The following is a 2279-nucleotide window of genomic DNA, read 5'->3' on the forward strand; positions in this document are numbered from 1 at the left end:
GGTCGGGGTCGCGGTCGGCCACCCACAGTCCGTCGTCCGCGTCCCAGCTGGGGGGCGTCAGCCTCCCGTCGATGACGGCGGTGCCCACGGTGTGGGCGGCCAGGGTCAGCAACGCGACAAGGGAGCCCTGTTCGAGGAGGGCGGCGGCGCAGGTGCGGGCCGTCATGGCCCGGTGCCCGGCGAGGGCGGGCAGCAGGGCGCGCAGCGCGCCTCGGGCGGGCGCGTCCGCGTCGGTGGCGTCGGCGGTGCTCATGCGGCGAGTTCTCCTCGGTGGGCGCAGCCGGCCTCGACCAGCCGGGTGTAGACGCCGCCGGCCGCCACGAGACCGGCGTGTTCGCCGACGGCGTCCACCCGTCCCGCGTCGAGGACGACGATGCGGTCGGCGTGCCGGACGGCCGCGAGCCGGTGGGCGACGACCAGGACGGTCCGGCCACTCGCGGCGGTCGGCAACTCCCGGACGATGTCCGCCTCGCGGCGCTCGTCGACCGAGCTGGTGGCCTCGTCGAGGACGAGCACCGGGGCGTCGGCCAGCAGGGCCCGCGCGAGCGCGAGGCGCTGCCGCTGGCCGCCGGAGAGGGTCGCGCCCCGTTCGCCGAGGAGGGTGGCGTAGCCGTCGGGGAGGGCGGTGATCTCGTCGTGGATCCCGGCGGCGCGCGCCGCCCCCGTCAGGTCGTCGTCCGTGGCGCCGGGCCGGGCCAGGCGCAGGTTGTCGGCGATGGTGGCGTGGAAGAGGTACGTCTCCTGCGAGACGACTGCGATGCCCTGGCGCAGCGAGTCGAGCGCGTACTCGGTCGTGGGGCGTCCGTCCAGGGTGATCCGGCCCTCCTGCGGGTCGTGGTGGCGCAGAAGCAGGGCGAGGAGTGTGGACTTGCCCGCGCCGGAGGGGCCGACGATCGCGGTCGTCCGGCCGGCCTGCGCGGTGAACGAGACGCCGTCCAGGGCCGGGGCCGGTGCGTCGCCGTAGGTGAACCGGACGTCGTGGAAGCGCAGTTCGGGCGGCGCCTGCCGGTGTTCCGAGGCCGTTCCGGTGTCCTCGACCGCCGGGTCGGCCGTGCGCAGGGCCGCGAGGCCGTCGGCGGCCGACGCCCCGAGGTATCCGGCGTGCCACTCGCGGGCGAGGTCGCGGACGGGGCGGAAGCACTCCGAGGCCAGCATCAGCACGAGATACGTGCCGGTCGCCGTAGTGGATCCGGTGACGGCCGACCAGCACGCCAGGACGGCCGCGGCGGCGGTGCCGCCCTGGATGGCGAGGTCGGTGATGCCGGTGTCGACCAGGGACACCCGCAGTTTGGCGACGGTTGCGCGGTGCAGCGCCGCGGACCGCTCCTCAAGGCGTGCGCGGGTGCGTCCGACGGCGCCTGCGGCGCGCAGGGCGGGCATCCCCTGGAGGGCCTCCAGGTAGTCGGCGCCCAGTCCTTCGTACGTGTCCCAGTGCTCTTTGCCGCGGGTGGCGAGGAGCCGGTCCCAGGCGCGCGGCCCGGCCAGGGCGAGGAGGAGGGCGGGGACGAGGCCGAGGAGGGCCCGGGGCTCGGTGACGGCCAGGGCGGCGAGGACCAGGGGCGGTACCGTGAGGGTGACCAGGAGCTGGGGCAGGTAGCGGGAGACGTAGGCGTCGACGCCCTCCACTCCGTCGACGAGAGTGGTGCGGACGGCTCCGGCCCGTGCGGTGGTCAGGTGTGCGGGTCCCAACCGGCCCAGCTGTGCCAGGAGTTCGTCCCGCAGGGTTACCCGGACCCTGGCCCCGGCACGCGTCGCGGTACTCCGCTGCCACACCGTGAGCCCGGCGCGGGCGCCGACGACGGCGAGCACCGCGGCCAGCAGCCACGGGAGCGGGCCGGTGTCTCCGTGTGCCAGGCCGGCCAGGGCGAGGGCCAGCAGGGCGGCCTGCGCCAGGTGGGTGAGGGTGACGGCGCCCTGCAGGAGGGTGGCCGCGAGCAGGGGGCGCCGTGCGGGGCGGGCGGCGCGGCGCAGCTCGGGGTGGACGATCACGTGGTGTTCTCCTCGTCGGCGTGGCGGGTGCCGAGGGCCAGTGCGTGGACGACCCAGTCCCGGCCCGGGGCGGCGCCGAGCGCGGCGCCGATGTCCGCCCGTTGCCAGGACCCGACGGGCCGGGCGGCCAGTCCGTGGCGCCGGGCGGTGACATGGGCCAGGTGGACGGCGAAGCCGGCCCGCAGGTGGGCGCGGCGGATGTGCGGGGCGTCGGCCGGAGCCCGCCCACGGGTGCGGTCGAGAACCAGCCGGACGGCTCCTGCGGCCCGTTCGAGGATCACGGCGTCGAC

General features: G+C 76.6%; 2 protein-coding genes and 1 pseudogene. All 3 read right to left on the reverse strand.

Features of this window, described 5'->3' with window-relative positions; all coding sequences use genetic code 11:
* Positions 1-253: LpqB family beta-propeller domain-containing protein (locus AB0E85_RS39875; protein ID WP_361937649.1), on the reverse strand; the 253-nt coding region annotated here is incomplete at its 3' end.
* The gene (locus AB0E85_RS39880; protein WP_361937650.1) at positions 250-1989 is read right to left on the reverse strand and encodes an ABC transporter ATP-binding protein; all 1740 of its coding nucleotides are present in this window, start codon (positions 1987-1989) and stop codon (positions 250-252) included. The genes AB0E85_RS39875 and AB0E85_RS39880, both read right to left, overlap by 4 nt.
* Positions 1986-2279 (reverse strand): annotated as a pseudogene (locus AB0E85_RS39885) (hypothetical protein); the annotation flags it as partial. The pseudogene AB0E85_RS39885 and the gene AB0E85_RS39880, both read right to left, overlap by 4 nt.

Origin of the sequence: Streptomyces sp. NPDC029044, from assembly GCF_040637495.1 — a bacterium.
Lineage (GTDB): Bacteria > Actinomycetota > Actinomycetes > Streptomycetales > Streptomycetaceae > Streptomyces.